Annotated in this window: 21 protein-coding genes; 14 read left to right on the top strand and 7 right to left on the bottom strand. The window is 69.5% G+C overall.

Annotation, left to right across the window (positions count from 1 at the left end):
• A partial coding sequence (locus tag ACFVH2_RS12685; protein ID WP_378475707.1) for an Ig-like domain-containing protein occupies nucleotides 1-1,016 on the top strand: 1,016 nt, incomplete at its 5' end.
• 150 nt (nucleotides 1,017-1,166) lie between these two features.
• Here the strand turns inward: ACFVH2_RS12685 and ACFVH2_RS12680 are convergent.
• On the bottom strand, nucleotides 1,167-1,967 hold the full coding sequence (locus ACFVH2_RS12680) for an SDR family oxidoreductase (RefSeq protein ID WP_378424073.1): 801 nt from the start codon (nucleotides 1,965-1,967) through the stop codon (nucleotides 1,167-1,169).
• 89 nt (nucleotides 1,968-2,056) lie between these two features.
• On the opposite strand from ACFVH2_RS12680, the gene ACFVH2_RS12675 reads away from it, so the two are divergent.
• On the top strand, nucleotides 2,057-2,935 hold the full coding sequence (locus ACFVH2_RS12675) for an alpha/beta fold hydrolase (RefSeq protein WP_378424071.1): 879 nt from the start codon (nucleotides 2,057-2,059) through the stop codon (nucleotides 2,933-2,935).
• Nucleotides 2,936-2,951: 16 nt separating this feature from the next.
• Nucleotides 2,952-3,953: a zinc-binding dehydrogenase gene (locus tag ACFVH2_RS12670; RefSeq protein ID WP_378424069.1), complete on the top strand. Its 1,002-nt coding sequence runs from the start codon at nucleotides 2,952-2,954 to the stop codon at nucleotides 3,951-3,953.
• A gap of 31 nt (nucleotides 3,954-3,984) precedes the next feature.
• Here ACFVH2_RS12670 and ACFVH2_RS12665 read toward each other — a convergent pair whose 3' ends face one another.
• Nucleotides 3,985-4,989: an iron-siderophore ABC transporter substrate-binding protein gene (locus ACFVH2_RS12665; RefSeq protein WP_378424067.1), complete on the bottom strand. Its 1,005-nt coding sequence runs from the start codon at nucleotides 4,987-4,989 to the stop codon at nucleotides 3,985-3,987.
• A gap of 108 nt (nucleotides 4,990-5,097) precedes the next feature.
• On the opposite strand from ACFVH2_RS12665, the gene ACFVH2_RS12660 reads away from it, so the two are divergent.
• The 4 genes from ACFVH2_RS12660 (at nucleotide 5,098) to ACFVH2_RS12645 (ending at nucleotide 11,499) form a co-directional block, all read left to right on the top strand.
• The gene (locus ACFVH2_RS12660) at nucleotides 5,098-7,410 is read left to right on the top strand and encodes an FdhF/YdeP family oxidoreductase (protein ID WP_378424065.1); all 2,313 of its coding nucleotides are present in this window, start codon (nucleotides 5,098-5,100) and stop codon (nucleotides 7,408-7,410) included.
• Nucleotides 7,410-8,234, top strand: a complete 825-nt coding sequence (gene fdhD, locus ACFVH2_RS12655) for a formate dehydrogenase accessory sulfurtransferase FdhD (RefSeq protein WP_378424063.1) — start codon at nucleotides 7,410-7,412, stop codon at nucleotides 8,232-8,234. The genes ACFVH2_RS12660 and fdhD overlap by 1 nt, the downstream gene beginning before the upstream one ends.
• Before the next feature lie 232 nt (nucleotides 8,235-8,466).
• Nucleotides 8,467-9,948 (top strand): murein biosynthesis integral membrane protein MurJ, encoded by a 1,482-nt coding sequence (gene murJ / locus ACFVH2_RS12650; protein WP_378424061.1) that lies wholly within the window; start codon nucleotides 8,467-8,469, stop codon nucleotides 9,946-9,948.
• Between the two features lie 78 nt (nucleotides 9,949-10,026).
• Entirely contained in the window at nucleotides 10,027-11,499 is a 1,473-nt protein-coding gene (locus ACFVH2_RS12645) for a DUF222 domain-containing protein (protein WP_378424059.1), read from the top strand.
• 20 nt (nucleotides 11,500-11,519) lie between these two features.
• On the opposite strand, the gene ACFVH2_RS12640 is transcribed toward ACFVH2_RS12645, so the two are convergent.
• The 5 genes from ACFVH2_RS12640 to ACFVH2_RS12620 form a co-directional block, all read right to left on the bottom strand.
• Nucleotides 11,520-12,146 carry an MBL fold metallo-hydrolase gene (locus ACFVH2_RS12640; protein WP_378424056.1) on the bottom strand — a complete coding sequence of 209 codons (627 nt, stop codon included), beginning with the start codon at nucleotides 12,144-12,146 and terminating at the stop codon, nucleotides 11,520-11,522.
• Nucleotides 12,143-13,231 (bottom strand): S-(hydroxymethyl)mycothiol dehydrogenase, encoded by a 1,089-nt coding sequence (locus ACFVH2_RS12635; RefSeq protein WP_378424054.1) that lies wholly within the window; start codon nucleotides 13,229-13,231, stop codon nucleotides 12,143-12,145. Before ACFVH2_RS12635 ends, ACFVH2_RS12640 begins: the two co-directional genes overlap by 4 nt.
• A 132-nt stretch (nucleotides 13,232-13,363) precedes the next feature.
• Entirely contained in the window at nucleotides 13,364-14,641 is a 1,278-nt protein-coding gene (locus tag ACFVH2_RS12630) for a LuxR C-terminal-related transcriptional regulator (RefSeq protein WP_378424052.1), read from the bottom strand.
• Nucleotides 14,642-14,659: 18 nt separating this feature from the next.
• Nucleotides 14,660-15,304 carry a CoA transferase subunit B gene (locus ACFVH2_RS12625; protein ID WP_378424050.1) on the bottom strand — a complete coding sequence of 215 codons (645 nt, stop codon included), beginning with the start codon at nucleotides 15,302-15,304 and terminating at the stop codon, nucleotides 14,660-14,662.
• A complete protein-coding gene (locus tag ACFVH2_RS12620; RefSeq protein ID WP_378424380.1) occupies nucleotides 15,301-16,050 on the bottom strand; it encodes a CoA transferase subunit A in 750 nt (249 codons plus the stop codon). Before ACFVH2_RS12620 ends, ACFVH2_RS12625 begins: the two co-directional genes overlap by 4 nt.
• Before the next feature lie 183 nt (nucleotides 16,051-16,233).
• Here ACFVH2_RS12620 and pcaH point away from each other — a divergent pair, with 183 nt between their 5' ends.
• Genes pcaH through ACFVH2_RS12585 form a run of 7 tightly spaced genes read left to right on the top strand, consistent with a single transcriptional unit; the run spans nucleotide 16,234 to nucleotide 22,795 of the window.
• A complete protein-coding gene (pcaH, locus tag ACFVH2_RS12615; RefSeq protein ID WP_378424048.1) occupies nucleotides 16,234-16,953 on the top strand; it encodes a protocatechuate 3,4-dioxygenase subunit beta in 720 nt (239 codons plus the stop codon).
• Nucleotides 16,946-17,566: a protocatechuate 3,4-dioxygenase subunit alpha gene (pcaG, locus tag ACFVH2_RS12610; RefSeq protein ID WP_378424046.1), complete on the top strand. Its 621-nt coding sequence runs from the start codon at nucleotides 16,946-16,948 to the stop codon at nucleotides 17,564-17,566. The genes pcaH and pcaG overlap by 8 nt, the downstream gene beginning before the upstream one ends.
• Nucleotides 17,567-17,575: 9 nt before the next feature.
• The gene (pcaB, locus tag ACFVH2_RS12605; RefSeq protein ID WP_378424045.1) at nucleotides 17,576-18,901 is read left to right on the top strand and encodes a 3-carboxy-cis,cis-muconate cycloisomerase; all 1,326 of its coding nucleotides are present in this window, start codon (nucleotides 17,576-17,578) and stop codon (nucleotides 18,899-18,901) included.
• Complete coding sequence (gene pcaD, locus ACFVH2_RS12600) at nucleotides 18,898-20,106, top strand: 3-oxoadipate enol-lactonase (protein WP_378424043.1); 1,209 nt, start codon at nucleotides 18,898-18,900, stop codon at nucleotides 20,104-20,106. Before pcaB ends, pcaD begins: the two co-directional genes overlap by 4 nt.
• On the top strand, nucleotides 20,103-20,882 hold the full coding sequence (locus ACFVH2_RS12595; RefSeq protein ID WP_378424041.1) for an IclR family transcriptional regulator: 780 nt from the start codon (nucleotides 20,103-20,105) through the stop codon (nucleotides 20,880-20,882). The genes pcaD and ACFVH2_RS12595 overlap by 4 nt, the downstream gene beginning before the upstream one ends.
• A gap of 18 nt (nucleotides 20,883-20,900) precedes the next feature.
• Entirely contained in the window at nucleotides 20,901-22,112 is a 1,212-nt protein-coding gene (locus tag ACFVH2_RS12590) for an acetyl-CoA C-acetyltransferase (protein ID WP_378424039.1), read from the top strand.
• Nucleotides 22,113-22,135: 23 nt separating this feature from the next.
• Complete coding sequence (locus ACFVH2_RS12585; protein ID WP_378424038.1) at nucleotides 22,136-22,795, top strand: TetR family transcriptional regulator; 660 nt, start codon at nucleotides 22,136-22,138, stop codon at nucleotides 22,793-22,795.
• Nucleotides 22,796-22,872: the final 77 nt, after the last annotated feature.

Genomic DNA, 22,872 nt, shown 5'->3' with positions numbered 1-22,872 from the left:
CCGCCGTCTACGCCGGCGCCGGCGAATTCCTCACCTCCACCTCCACCGCACACAACATCGAGGTGTCCCCGGCCGAGGTCGCCACCACCACCGCCATCACCGGTGCGAGCGCGGCGACCAAGGGTGACGATGTGACGCTCGCCGTGCAGGTCTCGCCCGCTCCGTCCGGTGGCACCGTGCAGTTCAAGGACGGCAGCACCGACCTCGGCGGCCCGGTCACCCTCGACGCCGAGGGCAAGGGCAGCATCGCGCAGTCGTTTGCGACGGAGGGTGCGCACAGCATCACCGCGGTGTTCTCCGGCGCGCCGGGGTTCGTGGCGTCGACCTCGGCCGCGCACACGGTGACGGTGACGACTCCGGCTCCGGTCGACGTCGTGACCCACACCGCACTGACCCTTCCGGTTGACGTGAAAACCGGTGTGGCCGTTGATCTGTGGGCGGAAGTGAAGGCGCCGAACGGCGATCTGATTCCCTCGGGCGGAGAGGTCACCTTCAAGGACGGCGACACCGTCATCGGCACCGCCGTGAACGTGGTCGACGGTGCGGCGAAGGTGCACCACACCTTCGCGACGGCGGGAACGCACACCATCACGGCCGAGTTCTCCGGCGCGGCCGGATACCTGGCGTCGGTCTCGCAGCCGGGTGCGCTCGAGGTGACGGATCCGGTCGCGTCGGACGTGGCCACCACCACTGTGACGACCCTGCCCACGAACCCGCCGAAGGGCGTTGCGGTGGATCTGATCGCGGTGGTTTCGCCGACCCCGGCCGGCGGCACGGTCCAGTTCATGGACGGTGCAACGGCGATCGGTGCGCCGGTCGGACTGGTCGACGGCAAGGCGACCCTCTCGTACGCGTTCCCGACTGCCGGTGAACACCAGATCACCGCGGTCTACAGCGGCGCCCCGGGCCACCTGGGTTCGACCGCAGAGGTCGGCAAGGTCACCGTCACCGAGGTCGGCACCGGTCCCGCCGGCAGCTCCAGTGGTTCGTTGGGGAACCTGTTCGGGTCTTCCTGATCACGTGTAGTTCCCACGCAGGTTGCGGCCGGCGTGGCCTGACGAAGTAGGCGAGGACCTCCGGTATCGGTGTGCGTACACGCACCGATACCGCGAGGTCCTCGTCCTTTCGGGGCCGCGCGACATGCGCGCCAGCGGGGCTCTCGGCCCCTACAGTCCGTGCCGGCGCGCGACGATCCGTTCGACAACGGTCCGCGGGACGAGCCGTCGCAGCGCGAACACGAACGGGGCGTTGCTGCCGACCGCGTACAGCTGCTTCGGGCGGCCGGCGTCGATCGCCCTGACGACGGTCGCGGCGACCGTGTCCGCCGAGATGCCGGCGGCCTCGTTGGCGTCGAGCCGCGAGATCATCGTGCGGTACTCCGCGGTGTACGGCGAACCCTCGACCAGATAGTGCGTGCGCCGCAACCCGATTCCGGTGCTGATCGAGCCCGGCTCCACCGTCGTCACCCCGATGCCGTAGGGCGCCACCTCACGTCGGGCGGCCGTCGCGAAGCCCTTGATCGCCGCCTTCGTCGCCACGTACGACGACCGGTAGGCCAGCGGGAAGCTGGCGAGCATCGAGCCGACCATCACCACGCGCCCGTAGCCGCGCGCCCGCATCCCGGGCAAGACCAGCTGGGTCAGCCGCACCGCACCGAAGACGTTGGTCTGGAACAGTCGCTCGATCGCCTCCATGGGCAGCTCCTCGATCGGCCCGCTCTGGCTCTCCCCGGCGTTGTTGACGAGCACGTCGACCTCGCCGGCCGCCGCCGCACAGGCCTCGATGCTCGCGGAGTCGGTGAGATCCAGCGCGAGGTACTCGACGCCCGGGATCCGGTCGGCGATGGTGGACGGATCACGACCGGTTCCGTACACCCGCCAGCCGCGTTCCACCAGGGTCTTGGCCACGGCCGCACCGATGCCCGACGAGGCCCCGGTGACCAGCGCGGTGCGAGGGATACTCACCATTGCAGTCCTTTGTTCGTGTCGGAACGCCCGTGCCGGATCCTGCCACGAGACCGACGCGTCGTGCCGCCGTGTCCGGCAGACTGTGCGAAATGAGCGGTTCCCTACCACCGGCACTGCAGGCCTGGCGTCGCCTCGGCCGTCACCTCACCGTCGGCGCGAACAGCATCTTCGTCGCCGAGCTGGGATCTGGCGACGCGCCGCCGATCGTCGTCGTGCACGGTTTCCCCGGCTCGTCCCACGACTTCGCCGCGGTCGCGCAACGCCTCGCGTCGTCACGGCGGGTGGTGCTGCTGGACCTGCTCGGATTCGGTTTCTCCGACAAGCCGCCGACGGCGCGGTACTCGCTGTTCGACCAGGCCGACCTGGTCGAGTCGGTGTTGTCCCAGTTGGGGATCGAGCGTTGCGTGCTGCTCGCTCACGACATGGGCGACACCGTCGTTGCCGAGCTGCTGCACCGACACAACGACGGCGAGCTCGGCCTCGTCCCCGAACGAGTCTTCCTGACCAACGGTTCGATCTTCATCGACCTGGCCCATCTGACGGGTGGGCAGCGCGCGATGCTGCGGATGCCGGCGAGGGCGCTGCCGGTGAATCCCCCGGACTGGCTGCTCGCCCGGGCGCTCGCACGCAGCTTCGGTCCCCGTTCACCCGCACCGGACGGCGCGATCGACACCCTGGTGCGGATGATCCAGCACGGCCGGGGCGGGAGGCTGCTCCCCCGCCAGAACCGCTACCTGCTCGAACGTCGCGAGCACCAAGCTCGGTGGACCGCCGGACTCGTCGACTACACCGGTCATCTCACCCTGCTGTGGGGAGCGGACGATCCCATCGCGGTCGTCGACATGCCGGCCCGATTGTCGGTGCTGCGCCCCGGGACCGAGGTGACGATCCTTCCGGACGTGGGCCACTGGCCGGCCCTCGAGGCCCCGGAACTGCTCGCCGGACTCGTCGAGCGCGGCCTCGGTTAGCAACTAGGGTGCAGTCATGCGCGCAGTCGTGATCACCAGGCACGGAGAAGCAGACGTCCTTCAGGTCCAGGAGCGACCGTCCCCGCCACTGCCCGCCGACGGGGTACGCATCGCGGTCCGCGCGGCCGGGGTGAACTTCGCCGACGTGATGGCTCGGCTGGGTCTGTACGCCGACGCTCCCCCGCTGCCCAGCGTGGTGGGGTACGAGGTGTCCGGAGAGGTCGTCGAAACCGGGCCGGACACAACCGATTTCACGGTCGGCGATCGGGTGTTCGCGGGTACCCGATTCGGCGGCTACGCCGAGCAGGTGTGCGTGCGCCAGCGCGATGCGACTGCCCTGCCGGACGCACTGAGCTTCGAAGAGGGCGCGGCGATTCCGGTGAACTACGCGACGGCCTGGGCCGGGCTGATCGGCTACGGCAGCCTGCGCGAGGGCGAGCGGGTCCTGGTCCAGGCGGCGGCGGGCGGCGTGGGCATCGCCGCGACGCAGATCGCCAAGCGGCACGGCGCGCAGGTCTACGGCACCGCCTCCCCCGGAAAGCACGACGCCATCCGCGGTTTCGGCGTCGACGTGGCCCTCGACTACACCCGTCGCGGTTGGGACCGCGGCCTGCCTCCGATCGACCTCGTCATGGACGCGATCGGCGGCGCCTCGCTGAAACGCAGTTACGGGCTGCTGCGCCCGGGCGGCCGGCTGGTCGCGTTCGGCGCCAGCTCGGTGGTCTCCGGCGACAAACGCAACCTGCTCAAGGCCGCGCCGCAGGCGCTGCGGATGATCCGCGGATTCAACGCGATGGACCAGATGACCGAGTCGAAGGCGGTGATCGGCCTGAACATGCTGCGGCTCTGGGACGATCGCGGCACCCTGCAACCATGGATCACACCGCTGCGCGCGCTGATCGAGGACGGGACGGTGCGCCCGGTCGTCTCGGATGTCGTTCCGTTCGACCGGGCGCCCGAGGCACACCGGATCCTCACCGAGCGCCGCAACGTCGGCAAGGTCGTGTTGGTGCCCTAGCGCCCCGCGCCCGAAGTCTTCTCAGCGACCGCTACTTCGTCAGAAGCGGCGCGATCCGCGGCGGGATCTTGTCGAGCGCGTACGGCAGCGACAGCACGGTGCTCCACGTCATTGCCTCGGCCGCCTCGTCCTCGAGGATGATCGTCCGCCCCTCCTTGACCGAGCGCAGCTGCTGGTAGACGGGCGTCTTGTCCAGTTCGGCGCGCAGCTTGTCGCCGAAGCCGCCGCCCGCATACCAGACCAACAGGTCGGCGTCGGCGAGCGAGAGCTGCTCGGTGCTGATCGGCGCAAAGTTGGTGGTGGTGATCTGCTGCGTGACAGTCGGGTTGACGAATCCCAGCTCGGTGAAGAACCTGACCTTCGGATCCTCCGGCCCGTAGACGCCGAACTGGCCGGGGCCCTTGAGCGCACCGACGATCACGGTCTTGCCCTTGAACGCCGGATTGGCCGCGGAGACGGACGTGAACTTGTCCTGCACCGAGGTGACGAGTTCCTCGGCCTTGTCCGACTTGCCGAGCGCCGTGCCGATGATCCGGGTCTGGTCCTGCCACGGCACGCCGTAGTCGGCGAACTCCTTGGGCTGGGTCACGGTCGGCGCGAGCGCGCTGAGCTTGTCGTGCTGGCTCTGCGTCACGCCCGAGTAGGTACCGAGAATGAGGTCCGGGTTGGTGGCCGCGACCTTCTCGACCTCGATGCCGGTGTTCGCGGTGCCGACGATCGCCGGGTTCGCGCCGCCGAGCAGGTCGTGCGCCCAGGGCCACACCGCGTCGGGCCGGTTGCCGTACCAGTCGAACACTCCGACCGGGACCAGACCGAGCGCGAGAATGGCGTCCTGGTCGTTGTACCCGACGCTCACCACCCGCTGCGGGTTCGCCCCGACCTGCGTCTGCCCGTACTTGTCGGTGAGCGTGGCGCCCGCCGAGCCGGCCGAGCCCCCGTCACCGCCGCTGCTGCAGGCCGCCGCCGCGAGCGCGAGCAGCGCACCGGACGTTCCGACCAGAAACCCACGACGCGTGATGCGACCTGCGTCTGCCATCGACTCTCCTCCACGATTCAACAAAAGCTAGGTAAGGCTAGCCGAAATCGTAGGCCATTCGATGCGGTACGACTTTCGGCAGGTTGCGGTCCAGTCCACTATGGACACATGACGCGCAAGGGACCCGACAGCGACATCGACGAATCCCGCCTCGAGGTCGGCCCCAGCAAGGATCACGCGGCGGGCGTGCCCGCGGTCCTGGTGTCCCTGCAGCGGGCGGTCGAGCAGATGGGCACGGTCCGCACCGCCAGGACGCTCACCCGACTCAACCAGCGACACGGCTTCGACTGCCCGGGATGCGCCTGGCCCGAGACACCCGGTCACCGCAAGCCCGCCGAGTTCTGCGAGAACGGTGCCAAGGCCGTCGCCGAGGAGGCGACCCTGCGCACCGTCACCCCCGAGTTCTTCGCCACCCACTCCGTCGCCGAACTCGCCGACCGGACCGACTACTGGCTCGGACAGCAGGGCCGGCTGACCCACCCCATGGTGTTGCGCGAGGGCGCGACCCACTACGCACCGATCTACTGGGGCGAGGCATACCGGCTGATCGCCGACGAACTCCGGTCGCTGGCCACCCCGGACGAGGCCGTCTTCTACACCTCGGGCCGTACCAGCAACGAGACCGCGTTCCTGTACCAGTTGATGATCCGCAGCTTCGGCACCAACAACCTGCCGGACTGCTCGAACATGTGCCACGAGTCCTCCGGCAGCGCGTTGAGCGAGTCCATCGGCATCGGCAAGGGCTCGGTGACGGTTCCCGACCTCGAGTTCGCCGACCTGATCCTCATCGCCGGACAGAACCCCGGCACCAATCACCCCAGGATGCTCTCGACACTCGAGGCCGCGAAGGGCAACGGCGCCAAGATCATTGCGATCAACCCGCTCCCGGAGGCGGGCCTGATCCGGTTCAAGGACCCGCAGAAGGTCGGCGGTGTGATCGGTCGCGGCGTGGACATCGCCGACGAGTTCCTGCAGATCCGCCTCGGCGGCGACATGGCACTGTTCCAGGGCCTCGGACGGCTGCTGCTCGAGGCGGACGACGCCGCCCCCGGCACCGTCGTCGACCGGGACTTCGTCGAGCGGCACTGCGCCGGCTTCGACGACTACGAACGGCAGGTCCGGGGTGTCGACCTCGACACCGTGCTGGAGGCCACCGGCCTGACCATGACCCAGTTGCGCGACACGGCCGCGGCGCTGATCCGCTCGCAGCGCACGATCGCCTGTTGGGCAATGGGACTGACCCAGCAGGCGCACGGCGTTGCGACCATTCAGGAGATCACCAACCTGCTGCTGATGCGCGGCATGATGGGCAAGCCCGGCGCCGGGGTGTGCCCGGTACGCGGGCACTCGAACGTGCAGGGCGACCGCACCATGGGCATCTGGGAGAAGATGCCCGACGCGTTCCTCGACGCCCTCGACCGCGAATTCTCGATCACCAGCCCCCGCAGGCACGGATACGACACCGTCGACGCGATCCGAGCTATGCGCGACGGCAAGGCCGGGGTGTTCATGGCGATGGGCGGCAACTTCCTCCGCGCCACCCCGGACACCGCCGCCACGGAGGAGGCGCTGCGCCGATGCTCGTTGACGGTGCAGGTGTCCACCAAGCTGAACCGCTCGCACGTGGTCACCGGCACCACCGCGCTGATCCTGCCGACCCTCGGACGCACCGACAAGGACGTCCAGGCGAGCGGGAAGCAGCTCGTCTCCGTCGAGGACTCGATGTCGATGGTGCACCTGTCCCGCGGCAGCCTGACCCCGGTCAGCGAGCACCTGCGCAGCGAGGTGGCGATCGTCTGCGACCTGGCGCAGGCGCTCTTCGGCCCGGACCACCCGGTCCCGTGGGCAAGGTTCACGGCTGACTACGACCGGATCCGCGCCGCCATCTCCCGGGTCGTGCCCGGCTGCGAGAACTACAACGAGCGGGTCCGCCAGCCGGACGGGTTCCAACTCCCGCACCCGCCGCGCGATCGGCGCGAATTCCCCACCCGCACAGGCAAGGCCAACTTCGCGGCGAACCCGCTGCAATGGGTGCGCACTCCCCCAGGCAGGCTGATCCTGCAGACGCTGCGCAGCCACGACCAGTACAACACCACGATCTACGGCCTCGACGACCGCTACCGCGGAGTCAAGGGCGGGCGCCGGGTGATCTTCGTGTCCGCCGCCGATCTGGCCGAGCAGGGCCTGACCGACGGCGCGGCGGTGGACATCGTCTCCGAGTGGACCGGCGCCGACGGCTCGGTCGAAGAACGCCGCGTCACCGACTTCCGGGTGGTCGAGTACGACACCCCGAAGGGCAATGCGGCCGCCTACTACCCGGAGACCAATCCGTTGGTTCCGCTCGATCACGTTGCGGCGAAGTCGAACACGCCGGTCTCGAAGGCCGTCGTCGTGCGACTGGAGCCGGTCGGGAGCAACTGATGGGACGCGTCACCGCCAGGCGGTCGGTGCTGCGGATCGGCCAGAGCGGGTCCGTCCGCAGGCCGGACGCCCTCGCGGTCGAGGAACCCCTGGAGATCCGGATGGCCGGCCGGTCGCTGACCGTCACGATGCGCACGCCCGGCCACGACATCGACCTCGTGCACGGGTTCCTGCTCGGGGAGGGCATCATCGGCTCCGCGCGCGACATCTCGGTGATCCGCTACTGCGACGGTGTCGACGACGAGGGCGCGAACACCTACAACGTCCTCGACGTCGCCCTGGCGCCGGGTGCCACCGAACCCGAGATCGGACAGCGCAATTTCGTGACCACTTCCGCCTGCGGGGTGTGCGGCAAGGCCTCCCTCGACGCGGTACGGGTCCGCGCGCCCTACGATCTGGCCGACTCGCCCCTGACGGTCACGACCTCGGTGCTGGCCGAGCTGCCCACCACCATGCGGGCAAGGCAACGGGTGTTCGACTCGACCGGGGGACTGCACGCGGCGGGCCTGTTCACCGCGGACGGCGCGCTGCTCGCCCTGCGAGAGGACGTCGGCCGCCACAACGCGGTGGACAAGGTGCTCGGCTGGGCCCTGACCGAGGGCCGGGTTCCGTTGTCCGAGGCCGTCCTCGGCGTCAGTGGCCGCGCCTCCTTCGAGTTGGTCCAGAAGGCGGTCGTGGCCGGCGTCCCGATGCTGGCCGCCGTGTCCGCGCCGTCCTCGCTCGCCGTCGACCTTGCCGCGGAGTCCGGTCTGACCCTGGTCGGGTTCCTGCGTGGCGAGACCATGAACGTCTATGCCGGCGAGCAGCGCATCAAGCTGGCGTAGCTCGTGCGGTGAGGCGCCGTCACGACGGAGCGTGCGACCACCCGGAGACCGGCCAAATCCTCGTTCTCGGGGAAGCCGAGTCCGGCTGCGCGCGCCCGGACGGGCCCGATTGGGGCACGATGGTCGAATGGCGGTTTCTCGGGGTGCGTTCGCGCGTGCGACTGGCGCGGTGGCTGTTGCGACGACAGCGAGTCGTGCGACTGGTTTCATCCGGACTCTCGCATTGGCGGCGGTGCTCGGCACAGCGGCCGTTGGCGATGCCTACAACGGCGCGAACAGCATGCCGAACATGGTCTACGAGCTGATTCTCGGCGGGGTGATGAGCAGCGTCCTCGTTCCGGTCCTGGCGCGAGCACGGCTCCGTGGGCGGATTCACTCGCGACTGTTCACCCAACGCCTTCTCTTGGCGACGGTGATCGCCGCGAGCTTGGTCACGACGGTTGCTGTCGCCTCTGCACCGCTGCTGGTCTCCGCGCTCGTCTCGGGCGGGGAGCAGTCGCAGTTGGCAACCTTGCTCGCGTACCTGTTGCTCCCTGAGATCTTCTTCTATGCGATAGCCGCGACCGTGACAGCGGTGTTGAACGTGCGCGACAGCTATACGCCGGCCGCGTGGGCGCCCGTGTTCAACAACCTGATCGTGATCGCAACGGTCGGGATCTTCGCGGTGATGCCGGGCCCTGTGACGTTGGCTCCGGCCTCTATGACCACAGCTCAGATCCTCGTACTCGGGCTCGGGACCACTGCGGGAATTGTCGCCCAGGCAGCGTGGTCGGTCCGGGCGTTGCGGTGTACCGGATTTCGGTGGAACTGGCGAGTTCGGCCGATCCCTTACACGTGGCGCCCGATTCGGGTGGGGACGAAGCTGCTCAGCTGGGTGGTCTTGTACGTCGTCATCAGCCAGGTCGGCGTCGCCGTCATTCTCCGAGTGGCCTTCAGCCACGGCGGCGTTTCGACCTGCACGTATGCCGATCTGCTGTTCCAGGTGCCGTACGGCATCCTCGGTGTGTCCTTGCTGACCGTGCTGATGCCGCAGATCGCCCACGCAGCTGCCGTCGGAGACCACGATGCTCTCGTTGCCGACATGGGCCGCGCGGCCCGCTATTCGATGGTCGCTCTCGTTCCCGCCGCCGTCGCGATGACCCTTCTCGGGCCAATGCTGACCACGGTGATGTTCCTCGGTCGTGTCGATGTCGAATCAGCCCGCCTCATCGGGATCGCGCTGGCACTGTCAGCGTTCGGCCTTCCGCCGTTCGCTCCCGTCATGCTGCAACTACGAGTCTTCTACGCAGACAACGACATGCGCACCCCGGCACTCGTCAACCTGGCTATGGTGGCCACGAAGATTGGTGTGGTCGCACTCAGCGTCACGACCTTGCCCGACACGGCAATTGTGGTGACGCTGCCGGTCGCGAGTTCCCTTTCATACCTCGTCGGCGCCGTCGCTGGCCATCTGATCCTCCGCCACCGATACGGCCTGCTCGGATTCCACGCAGTGCTCGAGACCTTCGCGCGGGCATTGTGGGCATCGATAGTTGCCGGTGTGGTCTGCATCCTTGCGGTCGGGATCTCGCACCGCCTGCTCGACAACCCCCGCACGGCCGCTGCAGCGACGCTGACGGCCGTGTTCGTTCTTGGAGCACCGACCTTCCTCGTTGCAGCCCAGAGGATCGGCATCCCGGAAGTCCGCATCGCCAAGGCACTGCTGAGTCGGTGAGCTCGCGCGACCACCCGGTCCCTGACACATCCACCGAAACCGCTACGGGTGTCGACACTGCGAGATACAATCGAATGCATGTTCGAGTTCAGGGTGGAGCCGAGAGGTGACGGGCCCAGAGCGGCCGTCGCCGACTCCACCCTGGAAGCTGACGCCGCACTGCTGGCGGAGATAGCCGGAAGTTGCCGAACCGAGAACAAGGCCGCGGCGCGGAAGGTCCTGGCGGCCGGTCGCCTGTGGGATGCGTGGATCGAGCGCGACACGGAGCTGGGGTCCGGGAAGATCACGGACTGCGGAAATGCGGCGATCGCGGAACTGGCCGTCCGCCTGGGATGCTCGAAGACTGTTGCCGAATCCTTCGCATCGTTGGGGATGGATCTGCGACTACGACTGCCGCTGACCAGGGCCGCGTTCGAGGCCGGTGATCTCGACCTTGCTCGGGCACGGGCGATCTCGCGGGAGACGACCGGGTTCACCGCCTCGACGACGGCCGCTCTCGAATCTCAGATTCTCGCCGCTGCCCGACACCTCTCGCCCGGTCCGCTGGCGACGGAGATAGAACGACTGGTCACCGCGCACAGCCCAGATGAAGCGGCCGAGCAGCGGGCGGACGCCCAGAAGTTCGAACGCCGGGTCGTCAAGCGCCGCGGTCGAGGATGCTCGACCGTCGAGATGACCGTCTCACCGGAGGAGGGCGAGGCGTTCATGCAGTTGGTATCCGAGTTCGCCGGTACCGTCTGCCGTCACGACCGGCGCGGCGCGCAGGAGCGAGCGGTCGACTCCGTCCTGGCCCTCGTCCACGGCGAGCCGTATCTCGAGTGCACGTGCGGTCGTGCCGACTGCGCCGCCGCGGGGGCCGACGCGCTGCCCGGGCGCCGAGCACCGCTCACGCAGATCACGGTCGACCTGCCGACGCTGCTCGGCTTGCTGTCCGAGCCCGCCCACCTGCACGGTCACGGCCTCATAGACCCGGAATTGGCGCGCCAGTTGGCGGCCGACGGCACCTGGCAGGCGATGCTCACCGAGATCCTGGAACTCGAGGAGGAGCTCGGGCTCGTCGAGCACGAGGGCGAGGGCGAGGGCGAGGGCGAGGATCGGAACGCCCCACCGACCAACGCCGAGGCGACGGACACCGCGAATACCCAGTCCACCAGCGTCGACACTGCTGTCGCCGATGTCACGAGCACCGACCCGCCGCCGTCACCACCGCCGCGATTCTGCGTCCGCTCGTTCCTGGCCCGCGGAAGTCGACGCAGGGCCGGACCCGTCCCCAGCGCCCCGCGCGGAGCACCGCCACCGCAAGTTCCACCGACCAGCGTCGGCACGCTCGCCGACGCGATCCTCGCTGCCGTGCAGGCGAATCCGGCCCTCGCACAGGGCGTGTTCCGGGACGGCCACGGCGGGCTGCTCGTGCCACCCTCCGGCGCACTCACCTACCGCCCCGACGCCGCGACCGCAGCCCTCGCCGGCCTACGGCCCCGAATCACCGGGCGACGCGGCGCCCTCGCCCCGATCGCGGCGCACCGAAACCCCGAACCACCACCGTTCTGAGCGTGGGCGCCACCCTCAAATCAATTCCCCCGCCTGATCCACTCCTCGAGATGCGGCGACTCGGTGCCGATGGTGGTGCCGTCACCGTGCCCGGTGTGCACCCGAGTCTCCGCGGGGAGCGCGAACAACCTGTCGCGGATCGAGCCGATGATCGTCGGGAAATCCGAGTACGACCGCCCGGTCGCGCCCGGGCCGCCGGAGAAGAGGGTGTCGCCGGTGAACAGCTCCCCCGCCTCGGGCAAGTACAGGCACGTCGAGCCCGGCGAGTGACCCGGCGTGTGGATGACGTGGATGTCGGTGCCCGCCAAGGTGATCCGCTGCCCGTCCTCGAGCGAGCCGTGCGCGACACCGGGATGCGTCATCTCCCACAGCACATCGTCGGCCGGGCTCAGCAGGATCGGCGCGTCGAGGCGCTCGGACAGTTCCGGGGCGACGGTGACGTGGTCGTTGTGGCCGTGGGTGCACACGATCGCCACGACCTTCCGCCCGCCGACGGCGTCGATGATCGGCTGCGCGGTGTGGGCGGCGTCCACGATCACGACCTCGGAGTCGTCACCGATCAGCCAGATGTTGTTGTCGACGTCCCAGGTGCCGCCGTCGAGGCTGAACGTTCCCGACGTGACGACGCGATCGACCCGCAGGCTCACAGGACCACCACCGAGCGCAGCACCTCGCCGCGGTGCATCGACTCGAAGGCCTCCTCGACCTGGTCGAGCGCGATGCGTTCGGTGACGAACTTCTCCAGCGGCAGCCGGCCCTGCTGGTACAGGTCGACGAGCATCGGGAAGTCGCGCTCGGGCAGGCAGTCGCCGTACCAGGACGACTTGAGCGAGCCCCCGCGTGAGAAGAAGTCGACGAGCGGCATCTCCAGCGTCATGTCCGGGGTGGGGACGCCGACGAGCACGACGGTGCCGGCCAGGTCGCGGGCGTAGAACGCCTGCTTCCACGTCTCCGGCCGGCCCACGGCGTCGACAACGACGTCGGTGCCGAAGCCGTCGGTGAGTTCCTGGATCGCCTCGACGACGTCGTCGACCTTCGACGCGTCGATGGTGTGGGTGGCACCGAGTTCGACGGCCCACTCGAGCTTCTTGGGGTCGCGGTCGATCGCGATGATCTTGTTCGCGCCGGCGAGGCGCGAACCCATGATCGCCGCGTCGCCGACACCGCCGCAGCCGATCACCGCCACCGAGTCGCCGCGACCGACATTGCCGGTGTTCATCGCGGCGCCCATTCCTGCCATGACGCCGCAGCCGAGCAGCCCGACGACGGCCGGATCGGCGGACGGGTCCACCTTGGTGCACTGGCCCGCGTGCACCAGCGTCTTGTCGGCGAACGCACCGATGCCCAGCGCCGGGGTCAGCTCGGTGCCGTCCTCGAGAGTCATCTTCTGGCTCGCGTTGTGGGTGTCGAAGCAGTACTGCGGACGACCCCTCTTGCACGCGCGACACTGGCCACACACGGCCCGCCAGTTCAGGACGACGAAATCGCCGACCTCGACGGATTCGACTCCTGCGCCGACGCTTTCGACGATCCCGGCCGCCTCGTGTCCGAGCAGGAAGGGGTACTCGTCGTTGATGCCGCCGTCGCGGTAGGTCAGGTCGGTGTGGCACACGCCGCACGAGGCGATCGCGACGACGACCTCGCCCGGCCCGGGGTCGGGAATCGTGATCTCGGCGATCTCCACCGGAGCGCCCTTCGCGCGTGCGATCACTCCTCGAACCTGCTGCGGCATGGCATGGTCTCCTCACTTGTCGGCGACGCGGGTGCACACATCGCGATACCCGCATGTCGACCGTAGCCCCACGACCGGCCGTGAAGACCTGATCGAAAGAATGGTTGCACCTGGCCGAAGTGCGAGGTCCGGTCAGGGTGCGGGCCGAACCCCGGCCTCAGTGGCGACGGCAGCCGCCTCGCCACGGGTGCCGACGTCGAGCTTGCGCAGCACGGCCGCCACGTGGAATTTCACGGTGCTCTCGCTGACCTGCAAACGCTCGGCGATCGCCCGGTTTCGGCGCCCGGCGACCAGATGCTCGAGGACTTCGATCTCGCGGGGGCCGAGCACCGACAGGGCGTGACTTCCCTCGCCCGTCTCGATGTGGTCGAGAGGCAGCATCGCCGTCAATCGCGAGCCCCACCCGGCGGTCGACTCGGATTCATATGTACCGCCGAGTGTTTCGACCCGCGGGCGCAGCTGTCTGCCGAGTTCGGCCAGGTCCACGGCGCCGCGACCGTCATCGCGGATGTCGATCAGGAGGTTCGCGCCGTCGCAGTCCCAGGCGACCCGCACGCGACTCAGGTCCGGCTGGACCGCCAGACCCAGCACCGCACCCCGGACGACGGCCCGGGCGCCGTGCGCGACCTCGCCCGGCAGCCCGCGGCCGCCGACCGGTGGTTCGACGAGTTCGACGTCGACGCCCTCGGGCACCAGGCCGCGCAGTTCTCCGCGCAGCCGGGCGAACGCGGTGGTGACGGCCTCCTCGGCCATCTCCCGATGCTGGTCGACGGCCGACCGCAACCCGATCAGCGCGGAGGTCGCGGACTCCCGTGCGGTGGCGCGCGCCCGGGTGTCGTCGAGGTCGGGGGAACGCAGCGTCGCGAGAATCGTCTCGAGCGTCGCCGCGTGCGCCTGCGTCAGTTCCGTGACGGTGCGGGCACGTTCGGCGGACGCGGCCCGCGACTCGGCGAGGTAGGCGGGGCTGGCGTGCCGGACCTGCAGTTGGATGCCGAGCGCGACGACGGAGAACAACGCCGCGAGCAGTCCGGTGTCGACGTCCGCCTTGCCGCGCGGGACGACGACGAGCAGCGTGTCGGTGCGGTCGAGGATCGCGTACACCGAGTGTTCGCGTCCACCGAGCACTACAGAGGTGCGGCGAACGATCGACGAATCCTGCTGCGCCGGGCCGAGATCCGCGCGCACCCGGTCGAGTTCGGCGACCGTCACGCGGTCCACGATCCGGGGATCGCCGGCGACCTTGCGCGGCCGGCCGGTGCACTCCCGGGTGAAGATCACCAAGGCGGTGTGCGACACCAGCGACGCCAGCAGCGCCGAGAAGCGACGCCCAGTATCCGGCAACGAGCCCACGAGGACCCCGCGCAGCCCGTCCAGGAGGGACTTCTCGGCATCGCGGGTCGAACTGCTCACCCGCGGCACCCTAACCGATCAGACCGCGGGGACCTCTACCCGCACCGGCGCCGAGGTCTTCGCCAACACCTCGTCCACCGTGACGCCGGGCGCCGTCTCGACCAGCCGCAGACCGTCGTCGGTCACGTCCAGGACCGCGAGGTCGGTGATGACGCGTTGCACGCAGCGCTCACCCGTGAGCGGCAGCGAGCACTCGGCGACGATCTTCGGTTCACCCGCCTTGCTGCAATGGTCGGTGAGCACGATGACCCGCTTGGCGCCGTGCACCAGGTCCATCGCGCCGCCCATCCCCTTGACCATCGCGCCGGGAATCATCCAGTTCGCGAGGTCGCCCGCCTGACTGACCTGCATGGCGCCGAGTACCGCGACATCCACCTGGCCGCCACGGATCATTCCGAACGACTGCGCCGAGTCGAAGAAGGACCCTCCCGGCAAGACCGTGATCGTCTCCTTGCCTGCGTTGACGAGATCCGCGTCGACCTCACCCTCGGTTGGATAGGGCCCGACCCCGAGCACCCCGTTCTCCGAGTGCAGCACGACGGTGACGTCGTCGGCGATGAAGTTCGGGATCAGCGTCGGCATGCCGATACCGAGGTTGACGTACTGGCCGTCCTCGAGTTCCTGCGCGGCGCGGGCCGCCATCTCGTCGCGGGTCCAGCTCATGAGCGCACCGTCCTCTTCTCGATCTGCTTGTCCCCCGGTACGGGAACGTGCACCACGCGCTGGACGTGGATGCCGGCGGTGTGCACCTCGTCCGGATCGATCTCGCCCGGTTCGACCAGGTGCTCCACCTCGGCGATGGTGATCCGGCCCGCGGTGGCCGCGGGCGGGTTGAAATTGCGCCCGCTCTTGCGGAACACGAGATTGCCGTGCCGGTCGCCCTTCCACGCGTGCACGAGCGCGTAGTCGGTGACGATGGCGCGTTCCATCACATAGGTGACGCCGTCGAACTCGCGAGTCTCCTTGGGCGGGCTGGCGATTGCGATACCACCGCTGCCGTCGTACTTGCGCGGCAGACCACCGCTGGCGACCTGGGTGCCGACGCCCGCGGGGGTGAAGAAGGCGGGGATGCCCGCGCCGCCGGCCCGCATCCGCTCGGCCAGCGAACCCTGCGGGGTCAACTCCACCTCGAGCTCACCCGCCAGATACTGCCGGGCGAACTCCTTGTTCTGCCCCACGTAGGAGCTGATGGTGCGCCGGATGCGGTGTTCGGCGAGCAGGATGCCGAGACCGAAGCCGTCGGTGCCCAGGTTGTTGGTGACGGTCTCGAGGTCCGTCGCGCCCTGCTCGAGCAGGGCTGCGATCAGCGCCTCGGGCACTCCGACGAGCCCGAACCCGCCGACCGCGAGGGAGGCACCGTTCGGGATGTCGGCGACCGCTTGGGCTGCTGTGGGAATGACTTTGTCCATCACGCTGACCACGATAGCCCGCTTTGTACGTAATGTGAACACGCATCCGCATTGCGAACATGCTTCGGCCCGGGCATTGCCCGCGGCACCGAGCGGACCTATGCTTGTTCGCATAGCGACTTCATGTCCACATCACGAACATCCGTGACGCGTGAGTACCCGCCGAGAACAGAAGGCCCGAGCATGCTGCACCTGCCACCGCGGTATCGCGGGATCGAGAACGGCGAGGAAGCCCCACTCGATTTCGCCGACTACCGGACGACGTCCCTGCGCCACCCCAAGCAACCGCTGACGCTGCTCCCGCAGCGCCTGACCGAGCTCACCGGACCGGTACTCGGCGAGGACCGAGTGACCGCGGCGGACGCCGACCTGACTCTCGTCAACGGTGGCGAAGCGGGCGGGCAGCGCATCGTCGTGCACGGCCAGGTCCTCGACAGCGACCGCAAGCCGGTGCCGAACACCCTGATCGAGATCTGGCAGGCCAACGCCGCCGGTCGCTATCGGCACCAGGGCGATCAGTGGCCCGCCCCGCTGGACCCCTACTTCAACGGCGTCGGCCGGGTGATGACCGACAAACTCGGTCACTACTCGTTCACCACGGTCAAGCCGGGCGCGTACCCGTGGGGCAATCACCACAACGGGTGGCGCCCCGCCCACATCCACTTCTCACTGTTCGGCCAGGCCTTCACCCAGCGACTGGTCACCCAGATGTACTTCCCGGACGACCCGATGTTCTTCCAGGACCCGATCTACAACTCGGTGCCCGACGGCGCCCGCCAGCGGATGGTCAGCGTCTTCGACTACGAGGCCACCACCGACAACTGGGCCCTCGGCTTCCGCTTCGACATCGTGCTGCGCGGCAGCGAGGCCACCCCGTTCGAGGAGGACGACCACGATGACTGACTTCGCACCGCGCTACCCGGTGATCCCGGGCGACTTCACCACCGTGAAGTTCGGGCCGACACCATCGCAGACGGTCGGTCCATACCTGCACATCGGCCTGCCCTGGCCGGACGGAGCCGACGTCGCGCCCACAGCCACGGAGGGTGCGATCGTGGTGTCCTTCACCGTCTACGACGGCAACCGCGAGCCGATCGCCGACGCCCTGGTCGAGACCTGGCAGGCCGACGCGCAGGGCCGCTTCGACCACCCCGCCGATCCGCGCGGGACGCAGGGCTGCACCTTCCGCGGGTTCGGCCGGGCACCGGCGGACGACACCGGGACCGCGCGCATGACCACCGTCAAGCCGGGCGCCCTGCCCGCCGAGGACGGACTCACCGAGGCGCCGCACATCAACGTCTCCGTGTTCGCCCGCGGCATGCTCAATCGCGCCGTGACCAGGCTGTATTTCCCCGACGAGGAGGCCGTGAACGCCACCGACCCGGTACTGTCGTCCCTGCCGGAAGCCCAGCGCGCCAAGCTGATTGCGGCCGCGACCGCGGACGGCTACCACCTCGACATCGTGGTGCAGGACGCCGACCCGAATGGCGCCGAGACGCCGTTCTTCCGTTTCTAGGGGGCTCTCGTGACGCGGGGTGAACTGTTCGATCCGGTGTTCGGCGCCGGGAGCCTGAGCGCGCTGCTCTCCGACCGCGCGTGGGTGTCGGCGATGCTGGAGGTCGAGGCAGCCCTCGCGCACGCCGCCGCGGACTCCGGCCTCATCCCCGCAGACCAGGCGGTCGCGGTCGCGGCGGCCGCCCGCACCCTGTCCCGCACCCTCGACCCGACACTGCTCGGTGTCGAGGGCGCTGCCGGCGGCAACCCGGTCATCCCGCTGGTCAAACACCTACGCGCCCAGTGCGCCCCGGCCGGTGTCCCCGGCTCGGTGGTGCACACCGGTGCCACGAGCCAGGACGTCCTCGACACCGCGCTGATGCTGATCGCCCACCGCGCCGGGGCCGTGGTCGCGGCGCACCTCGCGGCCGCCGCCGACGCCGCCGCCCTCCTCGCGGCCCGGCACCGGGGCACCCCGATGGCGGCCCGCACCCTCCGCCAGCAGGCCCTGCCAACCACGTTCGGGGCACTGGCCGCGGGCTGGTGCTCGTCGCTCGACCGGGCACGGTCCGGACTGACCGGCGCGCTCGCCGGACTGCCGGTCCAATTCGGTGGGGCGGCAGGCACTCTCGCTGCACTGCACCCGCACGGGCTGGAGGTCGCGGACCGGCTCGCCGACGAACTGGGCCTGGCCCGCCAGACGGTGCCGTGGCACACCGACCGCACCCGGATCGGCGGCCTGGCGGCGGCGCTCGGTGTCGCTGCCGGCGCCGTCGCCAAGGTCGCGACCGATGTCGTGTTGATGGCCGCGACGGAGGTCGGCGAGGTCGCTGAGGACGCGCCGGGCGGCTCGTCGGCGATGCCGCACAAGCGAAATCCCGTCGCGGCCGTCACCGCCCGCGGCGCCGCGCGGCGCGTGCCGGGACTGGTGGCTACTGTGCTCGGCAACATGGACCACGAGTTCCAACGCGCGGCGGGCGCCTGGCACGCCGAGTGGGAGACGGTCACCGATCTGCTCCGGCTCACCGGCGGCGCGGCGCATCGGCTGGCGGACTGCCTGGGTGGACTGCACATCGACGCCGCAGCGATGCGCCACAACCTCGACGCCACCGGGGGCATGCTCCTCGCCGAACGGGTCACCGGAGCGTTGGCCGGGTACACCGACACCGCCCGCGAACTCGTCACCGCGGCGTGCGCGGCCGGTCGGCCCCTCGACACCGATCCGGAGGTCACCCGGTACCTCGACCCGGACTCGGTACGCGAACTTCTCGACCCCGCACGCTATCTCGGCCACGCCTGCGATCTCGTCGACCGCGTACTGGCCGCGCGGACCACCACCAAGGAGAAGGACCAGTGACGGTCACCCTCGCCCACCAGATCTCCGGCCCCGGGCCGGGGGCACCGACGATCGCGCTGCTCGGCTCGCTCGGCTCCGACCGCTCGATGTGGGACCCGCAGCTGCGCGCCCTCTCGGCCGACTGCAACGTCCTCGCCGTCGACCTGCGCGGGCACGGCGAATCCCCCGTTCCGGCAGGTCCGTACACGATCAGCGACCTCGGCGGCGACGTGCTCGCCCTGCTGAACGCCCTGCGACTGCCCGCCGTACATCTGGTGGGGCTCTCCCTGGGCGGCGCGGTGGCCCAGTGGATCGCCGCGCACGCCCCCACCCGCGTGCACACACTGACCCTGCTGTGCACCTCGGCCAAGTTCGGCGAACCGCAGGGCTGGCTCGACCGTGCCGCCACGGTCCGCTCGCAGGGCACCGGGTCGATCGCCGACGCCGTCGTCGGCCGGTGGTACACCGAGGGCCTCGCGGCCCGCGACCCCGATCTGGTCGCGTCGTCGCGGGAGATGGTCACGGCGACACCGGACGAGGGCTACGCGGCGTGCTGCGAGGCGCTGTCGGGTTGGGACGGCCGCGCCGACCTCGCCCGCATCGCGGCACCGACCCTGGTCGTCGCCGGCGAGCAGGACCCCTCCACCACTCCCGCGGACCTCGGGTACATCGCGGAGGGCATCGCCAACTCGACTCTGTACGTCCTCGATCCGGCCGCCCACCTCGCCAATGTCGAGCAGGCCGGCAGGGTCACCGCGCTGATCGCCGCGCACGCGGCCGGCCCCGCGCAGCGCACCGAGAGCTACCAGGCGGGCATGCGGGTGCGCCGCAGTGTGCTCGGCGACGCCCATGTCGATCGCGCCATCGCCGGCACCACCGAATTCACCGAACCGTTCCAGGACTTCATCACTCGCACCGCGTGGGGCGACATCTGGAGCAGGCCAGGCCTGGACCACCACACCCGGCGCCTGCTGACCCTCGCCATCCTCACCGCGATCGGGAACGAGCACGAGCTCGACATGCACATCCGGGCGGCCCTGCGCGACGGCATGGTCCCGGCGGAACTCGTCGAGGTGTTCCTGCACACCGCCGTCTACGCGGGCGTGCCGAACAGCAACCGCGCCTTCACGCTCGGCAAGAATGCACTCGCGGAAGGTGTCGGATCGACCGGCACCGTCGGCGCTGACGCCGACTCCGCGAACACCGAGGAGCAGGCCGGCCCATGACCGAACCGTCACCCGACTACGTCCAGTCCCTCGCCAGGGGGCTGTCCGTCATCCGCGCGTTCGACGCCGAGCGTCCCCGGCAGACCCTGAGCGAGGTGGCCAAGTCCACCGACCTGACCCGGGCCACCGCCCGCCGGTTCCTGCTCACCCTCGTCGAACTCGGCTACGTGCGCACGGACGGGTCGGTCTTCTGGCTCACCCCCCGGGTGCTCGAACTCGGCTACAGCTACCTGTCTGCGCTGACGCTGCCGGAAGTGGCAGGACCGCACCTGGAGTCACTCGCCAAGCGGGTGCAGGAGTCGGCCTCGGTGTCGATCCTCGACGGCGACGACGTGGTGTACGTGGCCCGCGTGCCGGTTCGCCGAATCATGACCGTCGGCATCACCATCGGCACCCGGTTTCCCGCGTTCGCCACCTCGATGGGCCGGGTACTGCTGGCGGGCCTGCCCGAGCCGGAGTTCGAGGAGTACCTCTCGCGAGTGCGCCTCACACCGCTGACCGGACGAACCATCTCGACTCCCGAGGCGCTGCACGAGGAGATCGAGCGGGTGCGCACCGACGGGTTCTGCATCGTCGACCAGGAACTCGAGGAAGGGCTGCGCTCGCTCGCCGCCCCGATCCGCGACCACACCGGCACGGTCATCGCCGCCGCCAACATCTCCACCCAGGCCGCCCGCTACTCCGCGGCAGCCGTCCGCAAGGAACTGCTGCCCGAGCTTCTGAGCACCGTCGAGGCCATCGGTCTCGATCTCGTGCGCATGCAGTCGCAACCGTAGAAATCCGGGGAACCAAGCATGCACGACGCCGTCATCTGTGAACCCCTGCGTACCCCGGTCGGCCGATTCGGTGGGGTGTTCAAGGACATTGCGCCCGAAACCCTTGCAGCGACGGTGATCACCGAACTCGCCACCCGCACCGGGATCGACGGCGGGCAGATCGACGACGTCATCCTCGGTCAGGCCTCCCCCGGCGGCGACGCCCCGGCGATCGGCCGTGTCGCGGCCCTCGACGCCGGACTCGGCATCGATGTCCCGGGTCTACAGGTCGACCGGCGCTGCGGGTCCGGGCTGCAGGCGATCGTCCAGGCGTGCATGCAGGTCTCCACCGGTGGATCGGACCTGATCCTTGCCGGCGGGGTCGAGTCGATGAGCCAGGCGGAGTTCTACGCGACCGGGATGCGCTGGGGCGTGAAGGGCGAGGCCGTCGCCCTGATGGATCGCCTCGCCCGCGCCCGAGTCACCGCCGGTGGCAAGAACTTTCCCGTTCCGGGCGGCATGATCGAGACCGCGGAGAACCTGCGGGCCGAGTACTACATCAGCCGGGCGGACCAGGACACCCTCGCCGTGCAGTCGTACCAGCGTGCGGTCGCCGCGCAGCAGGCCGGGCGGTTCGCCGACGAGATCGTGGGAGTTCCCGTTCCGCAACGCAAGTCGGATCCGATCGTCGTCGACACCGACGAGCATCCGCGCGGAGACACCACCATGGAGTTGTTGGCCAGGCTGCGAGCGATCCGGTCCTCCGTCGACCCCGAGTCCACCGTCACCGCCGGCAATGCCAGTGGCCAGAACGACGGCGCGGCGGTCTGCATCGTCACAACCGCAGCCAAGGCACGCGAACTGGGCCTGCGTCCCCTGGCCCGGATGGCGAGCTGGGCGGTCGCGGGCGTCGCGCCGCGGACGATGGGTATCGGACCCGTGCCGGCTACCGAGAAGGCCCTGGGCCGAGCGGGACTCACGCTCTCCGACATGGACGTGATCGAGCTGAACGAGGCGTTCGCCGCACAGGCACTGGCGGTACTGCGGACCTGGGGTCTCGAGGCTGACGACCCCAGGGTGAACCCGAACGGCTCCGGTATCTCGCTCGGGCACCCGGTCGGCGCCACCGGCGCGCGCATCCTGGCGACCCTGCTGCGCGAGATGGACCGTCGCGAGTCGCGCTACGGCCTCGAGACCATGTGCATCGGCGGCGGGCAGGGCCTGGCCGCAGTCTTCGAGCGACTGAGCTGAGACCACCGGATTAGAGTGGCGCCATGCCGCCCACGCAGAGCAGCGCCGCCGAAGCCCCCAAGCGCCGGCGCAACAGTGACCTCACCCGGGAGAACATTCTCGAGGTCGCGACCACGGAGTTCGCGGACAAGGGCTTCGCCGGCGCGCGCGTGGACCTGATCGCCGAGCGCACGGACACCACCAAACGGATGATCTACTACTACTTCTCCGACAAGGAGGGGTTGTACCAGGCGGTTCTCGAGCGCTCCTACGGCGAGATCCGCGAGCAGGAGAGCCGGCTGAACCTCGAGGGCCTCAATCCGGTCGCCGCCGTCCGAGCACTCGCCGAACTGACCTTCGACCACCACGAGAAGCATCCGGACTTCATCCGTCTGGTCGCGAACGAGAACATGCTCCGCGGCGAGCACGTGCGCAAATCCGAGTCGCTCGGCGGCCTCGGCGAACCCGCCGCCGACCTGGTCTCGCGGATCCTCGCCGAGGGCCAACGGCAGGGACTGTTCCGCGCCGACGTCGACGCGCTCGACATCCACATGATCCTGAGCAGTTACGCCGGCTTCCGGGTCTCGCACCGGTTCACCTGGGAAGCCCTGTTCGGACAGGATCTGGTCGCGCCCGACCTGCGTGAGCACCAGCGAAAGATGCTGGGCGACATGGTCATCGCCTTCCTGTGCGAAAAGGCGTGACACCCCGACCAACGACGAAGGCCCCCACTCGAGTGGGGGCCTTCGTCGTCGTCCGATTGACTACGCCGACTTGTCGC

This window comes from Rhodococcus sp. NPDC127527 (assembly GCF_042672245.1).
GTDB lineage: Bacteria > Actinomycetota > Actinomycetes > Mycobacteriales > Mycobacteriaceae > Rhodococcus_G.
Note: the sequence above shows the minus strand (reverse complement) of the source record. Positions and strands in the feature narration are given on the sequence as shown.